Source organism: Streptomonospora litoralis (assembly GCF_004323735.1).
Taxonomy (GTDB): Bacteria; Actinomycetota; Actinomycetes; order Streptosporangiales; family Streptosporangiaceae; genus Streptomonospora; species Streptomonospora litoralis.
Map to the genome: position 1 here is coordinate 458,873 of NZ_CP036455.1, position 13,693 is coordinate 472,565.

General features: G+C 72.5%; 12 protein-coding genes and 1 riboswitch. Of the genes, 8 read left to right on the forward strand and 4 right to left on the reverse strand.

The window, feature by feature from the left end:
• Positions 1–21: 21 nt before the first annotated feature.
• Positions 22–849 carry a trehalose-phosphatase gene (gene otsB, locus EKD16_RS02115; RefSeq protein WP_131096830.1) on the reverse strand — a complete coding sequence of 276 codons (828 nt, stop codon included), beginning with the start codon at positions 847–849 and terminating at the stop codon, positions 22–24.
• A 123-nt stretch (positions 850–972) separates the two neighbouring features.
• The gene (locus EKD16_RS02120; protein WP_131096831.1) at positions 973–1,299 is read right to left on the reverse strand and encodes a DUF3263 domain-containing protein; all 327 of its coding nucleotides are present in this window, start codon (positions 1,297–1,299) and stop codon (positions 973–975) included.
• Positions 1,300–1,538: 239 nt separating this feature from the next.
• Between EKD16_RS02120 and EKD16_RS02125 the strand changes: the two genes are divergently transcribed.
• Positions 1,539–2,774: a S8 family serine peptidase gene (locus tag EKD16_RS02125; RefSeq protein ID WP_165498473.1), complete on the forward strand. Its 1,236-nt coding sequence runs from the start codon at positions 1,539–1,541 to the stop codon at positions 2,772–2,774.
• Positions 2,775–2,926: 152 nt separating this feature from the next.
• Positions 2,927–3,565 carry a GrpB family protein gene (locus tag EKD16_RS02130; protein ID WP_131096833.1) on the forward strand — a complete coding sequence of 213 codons (639 nt, stop codon included), beginning with the start codon at positions 2,927–2,929 and terminating at the stop codon, positions 3,563–3,565.
• Between the two features lie 73 nt (positions 3,566–3,638).
• Here the strand turns inward: EKD16_RS02130 and EKD16_RS02135 are convergent, their stop codons facing one another.
• Positions 3,639–5,078, reverse strand: coding sequence for an alpha,alpha-trehalose-phosphate synthase (UDP-forming) (locus tag EKD16_RS02135; RefSeq protein ID WP_131101915.1), 1,440 nt, complete (start codon positions 5,076–5,078; stop codon positions 3,639–3,641).
• Between the two features lie 351 nt (positions 5,079–5,429).
• A riboswitch (SAM riboswitch) is annotated at positions 5,430–5,571 on the forward strand.
• Positions 5,572–5,583: 12 nt separating this feature from the next.
• On the opposite strand from EKD16_RS02135, the gene thrC reads away from it, so the two are divergent.
• The 4 genes from thrC to EKD16_RS02155 all read left to right on the forward strand — a co-directional run bounded on the left by thrC (position 5,584) and on the right by EKD16_RS02155 (position 10,240).
• Positions 5,584–6,849, forward strand: a complete 1,266-nt coding sequence (gene thrC, locus EKD16_RS02140) for a threonine synthase (protein ID WP_131096834.1) — start codon at positions 5,584–5,586, stop codon at positions 6,847–6,849.
• A gap of 97 nt (positions 6,850–6,946) precedes the next feature.
• Positions 6,947–7,225 (forward strand): MoaD/ThiS family protein, encoded by a 279-nt coding sequence (locus tag EKD16_RS02145; RefSeq protein WP_131096835.1) that lies wholly within the window; start codon positions 6,947–6,949, stop codon positions 7,223–7,225.
• Between the two features lie 332 nt (positions 7,226–7,557).
• The gene (gene groL / locus EKD16_RS02150; RefSeq protein ID WP_131096836.1) at positions 7,558–9,189 is read left to right on the forward strand and encodes a chaperonin GroEL; all 1,632 of its coding nucleotides are present in this window, start codon (positions 7,558–7,560) and stop codon (positions 9,187–9,189) included.
• 286 nt (positions 9,190–9,475) lie between these two features.
• Entirely contained in the window at positions 9,476–10,240 is a 765-nt protein-coding gene (locus EKD16_RS02155; protein ID WP_165498474.1) for a maleylpyruvate isomerase family mycothiol-dependent enzyme, read from the forward strand.
• A gap of 592 nt (positions 10,241–10,832) precedes the next feature.
• Here EKD16_RS02155 and EKD16_RS02160 read toward each other — a convergent pair.
• Positions 10,833–11,756, reverse strand: coding sequence for a LysR family transcriptional regulator (locus EKD16_RS02160; RefSeq protein WP_131096838.1), 924 nt, complete (start codon positions 11,754–11,756; stop codon positions 10,833–10,835).
• 93 nt (positions 11,757–11,849) lie between these two features.
• Between EKD16_RS02160 and EKD16_RS02165 the strand changes: the two genes are divergently transcribed.
• Together EKD16_RS02165 and EKD16_RS02170 are read left to right on the forward strand one after the other, a co-directional pair.
• Positions 11,850–12,344, forward strand: a complete 495-nt coding sequence (locus EKD16_RS02165; RefSeq protein WP_131096839.1) for a DoxX family protein — start codon at positions 11,850–11,852, stop codon at positions 12,342–12,344.
• Between the two features lie 262 nt (positions 12,345–12,606).
• The gene (locus EKD16_RS02170; RefSeq protein WP_242677198.1) at positions 12,607–13,692 is read left to right on the forward strand and encodes an MsnO8 family LLM class oxidoreductase; all 1,086 of its coding nucleotides are present in this window, start codon (positions 12,607–12,609) and stop codon (positions 13,690–13,692) included.
• Position 13,693: the final 1 nt, after the last annotated feature.

Genomic DNA, 13,693 nt, shown 5'->3' on the forward strand with positions numbered 1-13,693 from the left:
TTTTTCGAAGGCGGCGGTCGCTCAGCCTGCGGCGCTGATCGCCTCGCGGAGTGCGCCGAGCAGGTCGGCGACCCCGGCCGGGCCGTCGACCACCAGGTCGGCTCGTGCGGCGAGTTCGGCGACCTCGTCGGAGCCGCTGCACACCGTGATCCCGGGGACCCCCTTGTCCCGCAGGCGTTCCACCTGGTCGAAGGCCGCGAGGTCGCCGAGGTCGTCGCCTGCGTACAGCACCGCGGCGCCTTCGGCGGCGTCGGCCATCACGCCGGCCAGCGCCGCGCCCTTGTCCATGCCCGCGGGCCGCAGCTCGATGACCCGGCGGCCGGGCTCGACGGTGAGCCCGGCGCGCTGGGCCAGCGCCGCGAGCGGGATCCGCAGGGTCTCCAGCGCCGCGTCCGGGTCGGCGGCGCCGCGGGTGTGTACCGCCAGTGCATGCTCCTTGTCCTCGATCCGGGTGCCGTCGTGGGCTCCCGAGCGGCGCAGCAGCTCGGGCAGCTCCTCGCGGACCAGACCGACCCCGGCGGGGGGTTCAGGGGCGGTGAGGCGGCCGTCCTCCCAGCGCTCCAGGCCGTAATGGCCCAGTACCAGGATGTTCGCGACGTCCGCGAGGCCGCCGTACTCCACCGCCACCCCGGCCGGGCGCCCGGTGATGATCACCAGGCGCCCGACCGACGGCGCCAGGCGGGAGAGTTCGGCGGTGACCCCGGGATAGGCGCGGGCGTCGCGCGGGTCGGAGACGATCGGTGCCAGCGTGCCGTCGAAGTCGAACGACAGGACGGCTTCGGCGGGGCGCTGCACGATCCGGTCCAGCGCGGCCGCGCCCGCTGCGGACTCGGGCTTGGGCAATGGCATGAGCGGTCGTCTCGTTCCCGTTCGGGTGGTTGCGGGCGTGTGGGGGACGCCCCTCGACGGGGCGGGCCCACGATCGGAATATGCCCTCGAAAAAGTGGCGCGCTCGGGTGTCGCCTGCGCCGGCTAAAGCTGGATGCCCAGCTGGCGGGCGGTGCGCTGGCGGCGGCGGTCGGCGCGCAACCGCCGGAGGCGTTTGACGGTCATCGGGTCGAACGCGAGGGCCTCCGGGCGGTCCACCAGCCCGTTGAGCAGCTGGTAGTAGCGGGTGGGAGAAAACCCGAACTCCTCGCGGATGGCCTGCTCCTTGGAGCCCTCCAACTTCCACCATTGGCGTTCGAAGGCCAGGATGCGCTGTTCCCGCTCGGCAAGCTCGGACTCCTCGCCGGAGGTCTCCGCCGCTTTGCCGGAAGGGACGGACGGTCGTTGATCGAATAGCCCTGGATCTGACATTGGGCGCCTCCTCGTCCGGATTGGCGCGACTCATGGTAGCGACTCCCCGCGGAGCCTGAGGAGCCGAACAGTCAGGATGGGGCCGCAGGGTTAGAGTTCCCTGTCCTTCCGGTGTCCGGCGGCGGGCACCGCCCGGGCGTGCCGTGCCGCCCCAGCCGCCACAGCGCCCCAAAGTGCGCAGAAGTGGAACAATGGCGCCGTCCGCACCACCGACCGAAACAGGCCACGGGGGTTTCACCATGCGCGGTAACCGGGCCGCCTCCCGCTCCGTCTGGGCGGCCGCCTGCGCGGTCGCGCTGCTGGCTCCGCTTGCCGCGCCCGCTCAGGCCGACACCGCGGGCGGCGAGTCGCTGCGCCCGGAGCAGTGGGGGATGGACGCCGTCGGCGCGCCGGAGGCCGCCGAGCGCAACGGCGGCGACGGCGTGCTCGTGGCGCTGCTCGGCACCGGCGTGGACACCTCTCACCCCGACCTGCGAGACGGCGTCACCGCAGGCGAAGACTTCACCGAAGGCGCCGCATCGGGCCCCGGATCCTCCGGCACCCCGCTGGCCGGCATCATCGCCGGGCGCGGGCACGGCCGCGAGTACACCGGCGGCATCGTGGGTGTGGCCCCCGGCGCCGACCTGCTGTCGCTGCGCGTGGCCGCCGACGAGGGCGGACCCGCCACGCCCGGGGCCCTCGTGGAGGCCATCCGCCACGCCGCCGACGAGGGTGCGCAGGTCGTCGCGCTGTCCGCGGCCGCCGGTGCCGAACCCGACGACGATGTGCAGGCCGCCGTCCGCTACGCCAACCGCACGGGCGCGGTCGTCGTCGCTCCGGCGGGCGCCGACGAATCCGCCTACCCGGGCGCATACGACGGCGCGCTGGCCGTCGGCGCCGTCGGCGAGGACCTCGCCCTCACCCCTGACTCCCCCTCCTCTGGAGCGAACCTGACCGCACCGGGCGCAGGCATCCGCGCGCCCGCCGCCGGCGGCGGCTATACCAGCCTCGACGGCACCGGCCCGGCGGCCGCGTTCGTCGCCGGGGCCGCGGCCCTGCTGCGCGCCGAGTACCCCCGGTTGCGCCCCGGGGAGGTCGCCGACGTGCTGACCTCGTCCGCGCAAGCGGGCGCCGAGGGCCGGGGAGCCGCGGGTTACGGCGCCGGCGTGCTCGACGTCGCGGCCGCCGTAAAGGAGGGCGCGGCCGCGATGCAGGGCGAGCCGCTGATCGACCCGGGCCTGGCAGGGTCCGCCGAACAGGAGTCGGCCGTGCCCGTCTGGGCGTTGTGGAGCGGCGGCACACTGCTGGCCGTGCTCGGCGCCGCCGGGTGCGTGCTGGTGTGGCGCCGCGCCACCGCCAACCCCTACGGCCTGCCCTCCCGGGAGCCCGAACGGGCTCGCGCCGAGACCCGCACCCGCTCTCCCGCAGGCGGCGGCGCCGGGGAACCCCGCCGCGCGGCCACCGGGCACCGGCGCGCCGGCCGCCGGCGGCGCTGAACCGAAACGCCCGCGGTGCGGGGGATCGAGCGCCCGAGCCCGTTGCGGCGACGCCGTTCGGTGACCGAACGCGGCCTCAACGTGACCGCTGAGCAGGCGTTTTCCCCGGTATGAGGCTTGACGAAGGGCGCCGGGCGTAGAACTCTGGCCAGATGTCCCCCAACGAGGTCCCTGATCGATCGCCCGATGCCGCCCGACCGCTGCCGTCGCGTCGGGGAGGCGGCGGTACCGAACAGCCGACGGGAGCGACCGCGCCGCCGCCGCATTTCATCGACGGCCGCGTCGTGATCGTCGACGCCGACCCCAAGTGGCCGTACCTGTACCAGCGCGAGGCCGACCGCATTCGCGAGTCGCTCGGCGCTGCGGCCCTGGCGGTGGAGCACGTCGGTTCCACCGCGGTCGCCGACCTGGCGGCCAAGCCGTGCGTCGACGTGCTGCTAACGGTGGCCGACCCCGCGGACGAGGACTCCTACCTGCCGCCGCTGGAGCAGGCGGGCTACGCGCCGGCGCACCGCGAGCCCGACCTGGCGGGCCACCGCGTGCTGCGCGGACCCGACGTGAACACGAACGTGCACGTCTTCGCGCCCGGCGCGGCGGAGGCCGAGCGCCTGCTGCTGTTCCGCGACCGGCTGCGCGCCGACGCGGCCGAGCGCGGCCTCTACGAGCGCACCAAGCGCCGGCTGGCGCAGCGCACCTGGGACAGCATCCAGCAGTACTCCGACGCCAAGTCCGAGGTCGTCGAGCAGATCCTCGCCCGAGCCCGCGAGACCCAGCCCGCCGCGGCGGAGTAGCCACGGGAAGGCCCGAGGCGCGACCCGGTGGCGCGCCTGGGGCCGACCCGGTCCCGCCTCCCCGGCGACCGGTCTACTTCAACGCCCGCAGCTGGTCCTCGAACCAGCGGCGGGGCGGCAGCGCCGTGGCGCTCTCCACCAGCCGTTCGCAGCGGGCGCGGCGCTCGTCGTCGTCCATCTCCAGCGCCGTGCGCAGCGCCCGCGCGGTCTCGCTCACGTCGTAGGGGTTGACCAGCAGCGCGTCGGCGCCGAGCTCGTCGGCCGCCCCGGCCTCGCTGGAGAGCACGAGCGCGCACCCGTCGTCGGAGAGCGCGGGGGCCTCCTTGGCGACCAGGTTCATGCCGTCGCGGATCGGGTTGATCAGCAGCACGTCGGCCATGCGGTAGGCCGCCAGCGAGCGCGGGAAGTCGTCGTTGACCTCCAGCACCAGCGGGGTCCACGAGGACGTGCCGAACTCCTGGTTGATCTCCTTGGCCACCCGCTGGACCTGCTCGGTGTACTCGCGATACTCCGGCACGTCGCCGCGGCTGGGGTAGGCGAAGGCCAGGTGGGTGACGCGCCCGTGCCACTCGGGGTGCTCGCGCAGCAGCTCGCGGAACGCCTCCAGGCCGCGCACGATGTTCTTGGACAGTTCGGTGCGGTCGACGCGGACGATGAGCTTGCGGTCGCCCACGCGCTCGCGCAGCGCCGTGCGCCACTCGTCGACGTCGGCGGCGCCGGCCCGCGAGCGCAGGCTCTCGGCGTCGGCCCCCAGGGCGTGCACGCCCACGTCGATCACCCGGCCGCCGAACTCCACCGTGCGCCGCGCCCAGTCGACGTCCACCCGCAGGAAGACCTCGCAGCAGCGCAGGAAGGCGTCGGCCCAGCGCCGGCTGAGGAATCCCAGGTGGTCGGCGCCGAGCATGCCTTCCAGCAGCTCGCGGCCGATCTCGGCGGGCAGCATCCGGAAGTACTCCGGCGGCGCCCAGGGGGTGTGCGAGAAGTGCGCGATCCGCAGGTCGGGCCGGCGCCCGCGGAGCATGCGCGGCACCAGCGCGAGGTGGTAGTCCTGCACCGCCACGCGCGCGTTGTCGGCCGACCCGGTCAGCAGGGCCTCGGCGAAGGCGGCGTTGTAGGCGCGGAAGTCCTCCCACTCGGCGCGGAAAGCGGAGTCGAAGCGGGGCTTGTTGGGGGTGTCGTAGAGCATGTGGTGCACGAACCACAGCGTCGAGTTGGCCACGCGGGTGTAGGCGTTGCCGAAGGTCTCCGGGGGGATGTCGAGCATCCGCACCCGCATCCCGCCCAAGTCGAAGCCCGCCAGGTCCAGGCGCGCCTCGGGGGCGTTGGCGGCGGCGGTGCGGTCGGCGTCGGAAAGCGCGGCGCACACCCATAGCGTGTCGGTGGTGGCCGCCGCGGAGCTCAGTCCGGATACCAGTCCGCCCCCGCCGCGGCGGTAGTCGAGGGAGCCGTCTTCGTTGATCGAGAAGGACACGGGTCCCCTGTTGGAAGCGACGAGGATCTGTGCCTTGTCCACCTGATCGCCCACCTCTCACCTTGATTAACCCGGACTTGCGCCGAAGTTTCATTGCACTACACCGGCGCGGCTGACAACAGGGCCCGCTGCGCAAGGTGTCATAGGTCTCGCCTGCCGCACGCGCGCGCAAACCCCTTCCGGCGCGGGCGTCGCGGGCCGCGCGGGCGGGCCTCGGTGCCGGGGCGCGCGGCAGGTGCACGCGTGCGCCCCGCTACCCCGTGGCGCCTCCCTCAGCCGTGTTACCCGGATCACCCTCCATGGAAAAACGGACGAACCGTGGGCTAGAGTGTGCTTCGGATTCGGCTGTGCCCCCGGAGTCGAAGCACGGATCCACGACAAACAACTTCACATTGCTCATCCAGAGGGGTGGAGGGACCGGCCCTGCGAAGCCCCGGCAACCATCTCGGCTTGCGCTGTCGCGATCCTGCGAGGCGGCCGAGGCAGGTGCCAACTCCGGCCTGGGGCCAGATCGGTCCGACAGGAAAGATGAGGGGAGACGCCTCGCATGGCGATTACCGCCACCGAAACGGAGACCACCGCCCCCGGCGCCTTCGGCCCGGCCGCCGCGCTGTCGTGCCGCGAATGCGGTGAGCGCTACGACCTCGCACCGCGCTTCGCCTGCGAGTTCTGTTTCGGACCTCTTGAGGTGGCCTACGAGTTCGGCTCGGTCACCCGCGAGGCCATCCAGAGCGGTCCGAACAACATCTGGCGCTACGCCGGCCTGCTGCCCGTTCCGGGCAACGTCGCCGAGCTGCCCAACATGAACCCCGGTCTGACTCCGCTGGTGCGGGCCGACCGGCTCGCCGCCGAACTGGGCATGCGGTCGCTGCACGTCAAGGACGACTCCGCCAACCCCACCCACTCCTTCAAGGACCGGGTGGTGGCAATGGCCGTCGAGGCGGCCCGCACCTTCGGATTCCGCACTCTCTCCTGCTCCTCCACCGGCAACCTGGCCGGCGCCGTGGGCGCCGCCTCGGCCCGCGCCGGGTTCCGCTCCTGCGTGTTCATCCCGGCCGGCCTGGAGGAGGGCAAGATCGTCATGGCGGCCGTCTACGGCGGCCAGGTGGTGGCCATCGACGGCTCCTACGACGACGTCAACCGCTTCTGCTCCGAGCTCATCGGCGACCCGGCCGGCGAGGACTGGGGCTTCGTCAACGTCAACCTGCGCCCGTACTACGCCGAGGGCTCCAAGACCCTGGCCTACGAGATCGCCGAGCAGCTGGGCTGGAAGCTGCCCGAGCAGATCATCGTGCCCATCGCTTCGGGCTCCCAGCTCACCAAGATCGACAAGGGCTTCCGCGAGCTGGTCGAGCTGAGCCTGGTCGAGGACCGCCCGTACAAGGTGTTCGGCGCCCAGGCCACGGGCTGCTCGCCGGTGGCCGCCGCCTACGAGGAAGGCCACGACGTCATCCAGCCCGTCAAGCCCGACACCATCGCCAAGTCGCTGGCGATCGGCAACCCGGCCGACGGGCCCTACGTGCTCGACGTCTGCCGCCGCACCGGCGGCGCGGTCGCCCGCGTCGACGACGCTGCGGTGGTCGACTCCATCTCGCTGCTGGCCCGCACCGAAGGCGTCTTCGCCGAGACCGCCGGCGGGGTCACCACCGGCGTGCTGCGCAAGCTGCTCGACGAAGGCTCGCTCGACCCCGCCGCCGAGACCGTAGTGCTCAACACCGGCGACGGCCTGAAGACTCTGAACGCCGTCGAAGCGGGTGTCACCGCCACCATCAAGCCGTCCCTGGATGTGTTCAAGGAGGCCGGGCTGTTCTGAGCCGAGCCCCCAGGCCCCCGTCCCACGGTCCGGCCGAGCCCGGCGGCGCGCGCCGGGGTACGCCGGCCCGCGAGCAAGTCAAGGAGATTCCGCAGTCATGAGCGTCAGTGTCCGAGTCCCGACCATCCTGCGCACCTACACCAAGGACGCGGCCGAGGTGAGCGCCGAAGGCGAAACCGTGCAAGCTGTGCTGGCCGACCTCGATGCCAACTACCCCGGCATCCGGGGGCGCATCGTCGACGACAACGGCAAGATCCGCCGCTTCGTCAACGTCTACGTCGGCGACGAGGACGTGCGTTTCGCCCAGGGGGTGGACACGCCGACCGAGGCGGGCACCCAGGTCTCCATCATCCCCGCGGTGGCCGGAGGCTGCTGAGCCGCCGACCGCGCATTCGCACCGGGCCCGCGTCCCGCCGCCCGGCGGGGCGCGGGCCCTGCTGCTGCGAAGGCGGCCGCGACCGCGGTGAGCCGTCGTTGACCTGGGGGTGACTCCACGGCGAACTCTGCCGAGAGGCATTTGCACTCGCATAGGGAGAGTGCTAAAAAGGGGTTCGCTGGCACTCTGCGAACCTGAGTGCTAACCCCTGGTTCGAGGCGATGAGGCCGCGGACTCCGGCAGAGGGGTTGCCGGATCCGCCGCGGCCGTCCGTCGCGGGCATCGGCTCGTACCTTCGCGTATCAGCCCGGTCTCGGGAGGACAAGAAGTCTATGGCAGCCAAACTCATCGCGTTCGACGAGGAGGCCCGTCGCGGCCTCGAGCGCGGCATGAACACGCTTGCTGACGCCGTCAAGGTGACGCTGGGCCCCAAGGGCCGCAACGTCGTCCTGGAGAAGAAGTGGGGCGCCCCCACCATCACCAACGACGGTGTCTCCATCGCCAAGGAGATCGAGCTCGAGGACCCGTGGGAGAAGATCGGGGCCGAGCTCGTCAAGGAGGTCGCCAAGAAGACCGACGACGTCGCCGGTGACGGCACCACCACCGCCACCGTGCTCGCCCAGGCCATGGTGCGCGAGGGCCTGCGCAACGTCGCGGCCGGCGCCAACCCGGTCGGCCTGAAGCGGGGCATCGAAGCCGCGGTCACCCGCATCAGCGAGGAGCTGGCCAACCTCTCCAAGGAGGTCGAGACCAAGGAGCAGATCGCCTCCACGGCCTCCATCTCCGCCGGCGACAGCCAGATCGGCGACGCCATCGCCGAGGCCATGGACAAGGTCGGCAAGGAAGGCGTCATCACCGTCGAGGAGGGGCAGACCTTCGGGCTGGAGCTGGAGCTCGCCGAGGGCATGCGCTTCGACAAGGGCTACGTCTCGCCCTACTTCGCCACCGACCTGGAGCGGATGGAGACGGTCCTGGAGGACCCCTACATCCTCATCGCCAACCAGAAGATCTCGAACAACAACGAGTTCCTTCCGGTCGTCGAGAAGGTCCTGCAGGCCGGCCGTCCGCTGATGGTCATCGCCGAGGACCTCGAAGGCGGCGCGCTGCAGACCCTCGTGGTCAACAAGATCCGCGGCAACTTCAAGTCCGTGGCCGTCAAGGCGCCGGGCTTCGGCGACCGCCGCAAGGCCCAGCTTGAGGACATCGCCGTCCTGACCGGCGGCCAGGTCATCACCGAAGAGGTGGGCCTGAAGCTGGAGAACACCGAGCTGGACATGCTCGGCCGCGCCCGCAAGGTGGTCGTCACCAAGGACGAGACCACCATCGTGGACGGCAACGGCGACGCCGAGACCATCTCCGGCCGGGTCAACGAGATCCGCAACGAGATCGAGCGCACCGACTCCGACTACGACCGCGAGAAGCTGCAGGAGCGCCTGGCCCGCCTGGCCGGCGGTGTCGCGGTCATCAAGGCCGGTGCCGCCACCGAGGTCGAGCTCAAGGAGCGCAAGCACCGCATCGAGGACGCGGTGCGCAACGCCAAGGCCGCCGTCGAGGAGGGCATCCTGCCCGGCGGTGGTGTGGCACTGCTGCAGGCGGGCGTCCCGGCCTTCGAGAAGCTGGACCTGAAGGGCGACGAGTCCATCGGCGCCGACATCGTCCGCCGCGCCATCGAGGAGCCGCTGAAGCAGATCGCGATCAACTCCGGTCTTGAGGGCGGCGTCGTCGCGGAGAAGGTGCGCAACCTGGAGGCCGGCGTCGGGCTGAACGCCGCCACGGGCGAGTACACCGACCTGTTCAAGGACGGCGTCATCGACCCGACCAAGGTCACCCGCTCCGCGCTGCAGAACGCGGGCTCCATCGCCGGTCTGTTCCTGACGACCGAGGCCGTCATCGCCGAGAAGCCGGAGAAGGCCGGCGCCGGCGCCGGTGCGGACGCCGGGGGCATGGGCGGCATGGACTTCTAAGACCTCTCCCCGAGAGGTCGGCGAGTCCGGTACGCGAACTCCAGCTACCTGCGACGATCGGGCGGTCCCCGCAACGGGGGCCGCCCGATTCGCTTGTGCGGCACCCCGCCGTCGGCACCGCGGCGCCGGATCGGCAGCCTTAGCCGCCCGCCGCTGCGGTCCCGCTTCGCCGATCCCCGCGAGCAGCGGCCCTGCCGCGGGCTGCGGCGGTGATAGCGTCGGACCCGCCTGCGCGGACCGCCCGATGTGCCGCGACGGAGGCGTTGCGACCAGCACAGGAGACTCGATGAGCGCACCTCGCATCCGGCCCGACGAACCCCTGGTGGCACTCGACCTGGTCGAGGAGGCCACCGCCCGCCTGCTGCGCACCGCATCGGATGTCCGCCCCGACCAGATCAGCGACGCCTCGCTGCTGCCCGGCTGGACGCGCGGTCATGTGCTGGCCCACGTCTCGCGCAACGCCGAGGCCGTGGTCCGCGTGCTGGAGGGCGCCGCCGAAGGCCGCCACGCCGACATGTACGCCAGTGCCGAGGTCCGCGACCAGGACATCGAGGACGGCGCCGGGCGCATGCCCGAGGACCAGGCCGCCGACATCAAGGACACGGCCGAGCGGCTTGCCGCGGTCGCCCGCGGGCTGCCCGAGGACGCCTGGTCCTTCCAGATCACGCACCGCACCGGGCGCGTCTTCCCCGCCGCGCGCATTCCGTGGATGCGTCTGGGCGAGGTGGAGTACCACCACGTCGACCTCGACCTCGGCTACGGTCCGGGCGATTGGCCCGCCGAGTTCGTCGCCGTCGAGGTCACGACGCTGACCGACCGCTTCGCCGCCACCGAAGACCTCCCGCCCGTCCTGCTGCGCGACGCGCAGTCCGGCACCGAGTACCGCATCGGCGCCGCCGCCGGCCCCCCGCTGACCGCGGAAGCCCCGGCCCACGACCTCCTCGCCTGGCTGTCCGGCCGCGCCGACGGCGCCCGCCTCACCGTCCACCGCGGCGGCACGCCGGTGGAGGACCCCGCGTCGGTACTGCCCACCCTCCCGGCCCTGGCCTGAGCCCGCTCCGCCCACTCGCCCAGAGCACCGGCGCCGAAACGACCGGTCCCGGGCCAGTCGGCTGCGAGTCGGCGGCCGATGCGTCCGCTGGCGGACCACCGTCCTCGCCGCCGCTTCTCCCTGCGACCACCCGTTACCCGTCAGGTCGCAAGGCCGCGCAGCGGAGGCGGCCTGCCGTCGCCATGTCCGCGGCAGGTTCGGCCAAGCCCCATCGGCGATCTGCGGCACAGGGCCCGGAACCGCGCTCAGTCCGCCTCGGCGGTCCTGGCCCGCCTCACCGGTCGCCGACCGGGCGGGCTGCGGGCCGTGCCCGGCTGAGGATGGCACCGCGGCGAACGTGCGATCCACGGAATGGGCCTCGCCGTACCCCTCCAGGGAGGTGGCCGTACCGCGGAATGGGAATGGTGGGATGAACCGGTTTACCTGGAGCCGGGGAAAGCGGCTCCGGTGACACTCTGTATTTCTGGGCTGTGTCGTGTCGGCGGGTTGTCGGATTCTTCCTGGTGAGGCGGAGGGAATGGGGCTTCAGGGGCGGTCGGTATCCGGTATTCCGAGGATTCCCGGAATGGAGGCGGGCGTCGGCGGCTCCTCGTCACGCCGACGGGCGGGCGTCGGCGGTCTGCGGCGCTTCGAACAGGTCGGCCGCCGTCTCGACGAAGAGCTCGACGGCGGGCTCCGCGGGTCCCTGCGGCCAGGCGAGCACGGCGGAGAACGGGTCGGCGTCGGCCACCGGCACGTAGGCGACGTCGACGCGCGGGTTGCGCTCGGCCATGTGGCGCGGCAGCAGGGCGACCGCCTGGCCCAGCGCGATCACCTCGATGAGCTGCGACATGTCGTAGACGGACGGCCCCGGCCGACCGCCGCCGTCGACATCGGCCGCCGTGTCCAGGCCGGTCCAGTACCGGCGGGCCTGCCCCGAGACTCCGGGCCAGACGGGGAACGCCTCACCGGCCAGGTCGCGGCAGCGCAGCAGCCCGCGCCGGGCCAGCCGGTGGCCGGCCGGGAGAGCGGCGACCCGCTCCTCCGACCACAGGGGGCGGATCTCCAGCCCGGCGTCGGCGTAGGGAGTGCTCAGCACCGCGAGGTCTGCGCGCCCGCTGCGGACCGCATCGTCCTGGCTGCCGCAGCCGCTGACGGCGATATCCGCCTCGCAGGCGTCCGGCAGGGCCGCGTAGGTCTCGATGATCCGCCGCAGCAACTGGATGCCGAGCCCCGGAGCCGCGGTCACGGTCAGCCGCTCGGCCCCCTCTGCGGCGCGCCGCGTGCGGTGCGCCGCAGCCGAAGCGACCTCCAGCACCTTCAGCGCCTCGTCGCGCAGTGTGCTGCCGGCGGCGGTGAGCCGCAGGGCGTTGCGTTCCCGAAGGAAGAGCGGGCCGCCCAGGCGCCGCTCCATCCGCCGGACGGCCCGCGAGAGCGGAGGCTGCGATATCCCCAGGCGCTCGGCGGCGCGGGAGAAATTGAGCTCGTCGGAGACGGCTAAGAAGTAGCGCAATTCCCGCAGGTCGAAGTCTTCCATACCCATAGGGTATAACGTCCATAGCAATCGGTATTTCCGCGGGCGGCGTTCGAACTGGTCTGCTGGGATAGGGCCGCTGACTGAGGAGAACCGATGAAATACCTGGTACGTTCGGACGCCGTTCTGACTGATGCGGTGTTCCTGGTGGTGCGCATCTGCATCGGGGCGGTCTTCATCGCCCACGGCTGGGACAAGGTCGTCAACCAGGGTGTGGCGCAGGTGGCGCCCGGCCTGGGCGAGATGGGAATCCCTCTCCCCGAGTTGAGCGCGGTCTTTCTGGCCTACGGCGAGCTGATCGGCGGTGCGCTGGTGCTGCTGGGCCTGGTGACGCGGGTCGGGGCGGCCGTTCTCGCGGTGAACATGGTCGGCGCCTGGGTGTTCGTGCACAGCGGCGCCGGGCTGATGCAGCAGAACGGCGGCTTCGAGTACGTCATGGTGCTGGCGGCGATCAATCTGCTGCTGATCGCGCACGGTCCGGGCCGTTTCAGCGTGGACGGCGTGCTCGCGGACCGGCTCGGCGGTGGGAGCGCCGCCGGAGCCGAGCGCACGCGCCGCGTCGCCGATTCACCGGCGGGCGCCCCGAAGTAGCTGACGCAAGTCCCGAACGGCGCCGATGCCGCGCACGGCCGTCGGCGGACAGGCGGTGCCCGGGCCCATCCCCAGGGTGTTCTTCGCCGACCGTGTTCCGCGTCCGCACTCGTCGCCGTACGTGTCCGTGCCGGAGCCCTCGGCGACCCGCCGGTGCGAACGGCTGGGGACGCGATCGCCGGCCGGGCGCGCCCGGCCGCCGAGCGGGCGCCCGTCGGCCTGTGCTTCGGAATGCGCCGCGGTTCGCGGTGTTGCAACGGGCGTGAACTCTTCGCTCGCACCGCAGCGCCGCCTCCGCGGCGTCCGGCTCTCCGTCCTGGACCGCTCCAGCGTCCGCGGCGACCAGGACCCCGCGGCGGCGCTGCGCGACACGGTGGACTTCGCCCGTAGCATCGAAGACCTCGGCTATCACCGCTTCTGGGTGGCCGAGCACCACAGCGTTCCCGGTGTCGCGGGCTCCGCGCCGACCGTGCTGGCCGCCGCCGTCGCCGCGGCCACCTCCCGCATCCGGGTCGGCACCGGCGGCGTAATGCTGCCCAACCACCAGCCGCTCGTCGTCGCCGAGCAGTTCGGCGTCCTCGACGCGCTGTATCCCGGGCGCATCGACATGGGCTTGGGACGCTCGCTGGCCTTCACCGCCGGAATCCGGCGCGCGCTGGAACGGGACAAACGGGCCGCGGACGACTTCCCCGACCAGCTGGCGCGGCTGCTCGGCTTCATCGGCGGCGACCAGACCGACGACCCCGGAGTCCACGCGATCCCCGGGGAGGGCGGCGCGGTCGCGCCGTTCCTGCTGGCCACCGGAGAGGGCTCGGTGATCGCGGCCGAAGCTGGACTTCCGCTGGTCATCGCGCCTATCGCGGGATTCGACCGGATGACCGAGCTGATCGAGCGCTACCGCGAGCGCTTCCGCCCCTCCCGCTGGGCCGAGCGCCCCTACACGGTGGTCTCGGCGACCGTGGCGGCGGCCGCCACCGCCGCCGAGGCGTACCGGCTGCTGGTCCCCGAAGCGTGGTCCTACGCCTACGCGCGCACCCACGCGGAGTTCCCGCCGCTGCGCCCGGCCGAGGAGATCCTCGCCCGGGACATGACCGAGCGGGAGCGGGCGCGCTTCGACGAGGCGCTCAGCGGTCATGTCCACGGCACCGGGGACCAGGTCGCCGACGAGTTGGGCTCGCTGGTGGATCGCACCGGGGCCGACGAGGTGCTGGTCACCCTGAGCACCTACGACCGTGCCGCGATGCTCGACTCCTACGCCCGTCTGGCCCGCCTGACAGGGGCGGCCCCGGCCGCCGGCGGCGGCGCCGGTCGGGCGGGCCGCACAGCGGCGCAGGCGAGCGGGCGCTGAC

Bases quoted from the DNA above. Each gene is read 5' to 3' on its own strand.
- otsB (WP_131096830.1), bottom strand. From the start codon at position 849: ATGCCATTGCCCAAGCCCGAGTCCGCAGCGGGCGCGGCCGCGCTGGAC.
- EKD16_RS02120 (WP_131096831.1), bottom strand. From the start codon at position 1,299: ATGTCAGATCCAGGGCTATTCGATCAACGACCGTCCGTCCCTTCCGGC.
- EKD16_RS02125 (WP_165498473.1), top strand. From the start codon at position 1,539: ATGCGCGGTAACCGGGCCGCCTCCCGCTCCGTCTGGGCGGCCGCCTGC.
- EKD16_RS02130 (WP_131096833.1), top strand. From the start codon at position 2,927: ATGTCCCCCAACGAGGTCCCTGATCGATCGCCCGATGCCGCCCGACCG.
- thrC (WP_131096834.1), top strand. From the start codon at position 5,584: ATGGCGATTACCGCCACCGAAACGGAGACCACCGCCCCCGGCGCCTTC.
- EKD16_RS02145 (WP_131096835.1), top strand. From the start codon at position 6,947: ATGAGCGTCAGTGTCCGAGTCCCGACCATCCTGCGCACCTACACCAAG.
- groL (WP_131096836.1), top strand. From the start codon at position 7,558: ATGGCAGCCAAACTCATCGCGTTCGACGAGGAGGCCCGTCGCGGCCTC.
- EKD16_RS02155 (WP_165498474.1), top strand. From the start codon at position 9,476: ATGAGCGCACCTCGCATCCGGCCCGACGAACCCCTGGTGGCACTCGAC.
- EKD16_RS02160 (WP_131096838.1), bottom strand. From the start codon at position 11,756: ATGGAAGACTTCGACCTGCGGGAATTGCGCTACTTCTTAGCCGTCTCC.
- EKD16_RS02165 (WP_131096839.1), top strand. From the start codon at position 11,850: ATGAAATACCTGGTACGTTCGGACGCCGTTCTGACTGATGCGGTGTTC.